Annotated in this window: 1 protein-coding gene; it reads right to left on the bottom strand. The window is 37.0% G+C overall.

Annotation, left to right across the window (positions count from 1 at the left end):
- Positions 1-722 (bottom strand): RNA-guided endonuclease TnpB family protein (locus BFA01S_RS21585; protein WP_156484011.1); only part of this gene is annotated, 722 nt, incomplete at both ends.

Here is a 722-nt window from a genome sequence, read left to right as displayed (position 1 = left end):
TGGCAAATGTCTTTCCAACAATGACTAGCTGTTTTCCGTACCATTTGCATTTGTACTCTAACATCGTTCTGAAATGTGACCATGATGCTTCACTGATCGCTTTAGCAAGATTTCGATTCTTTAACATATTACTTACTGACAAATCTTCCATACCGATAATGTCGTGGTTTTTGACAAGTTCAGTTGAAATTTTGTCTAAGTAATCTTTTCTTGTGTTTGCAATCTTTTCGTGAATACGGGCTACTTTGATTTTAGCTTTATACCAATTAGACCCACCAATCGTTCTTCTGCTCATAATTCGCTGTGCTTTTGCTAATTTTTCTTCTAATGTACGAAAAAATGTAGGATTTGAGTAAGTGATTCCATCAGAAAGAATAGCAAAATCTTTAAGTCCGACATCAACGCCAATAGCTGAATTCGTTTTAGGCAACTCTGTCACTTCTGTTTCTGTTGCTATGGATACGAAATATTTACCAGAAGGGTTGCGTCTAATGGTTGCACTCATGATTCTTCCTGCCACCTCACGACTTTTCGCAAAACGAACCAAACCTAGTTTCGGCAACTTGATTTTATTTTCTGTTACAGCAATATTCCCATTCGTCTGTTTCGTCGTATAAGACTGAACAGGCTTTCTTTTCGATTTAAAGCGCGGTTCTTTGTTCTGTTTTTTATAGTATCGACTGTAAGAATCGGCTAAATTTTCAACCGATTTCTGCAAAGTG

Origin of the sequence: Metabacillus fastidiosus NBRC 101226 (assembly GCF_001591625.1) — a bacterium.
GTDB classification, from domain to species: domain Bacteria; phylum Bacillota; class Bacilli; order Bacillales; family Bacillaceae; genus Metabacillus; species Metabacillus fastidiosus.
Note: the sequence above shows the minus strand (reverse complement) of the source record. Positions and strands in the feature narration are given on the sequence as shown.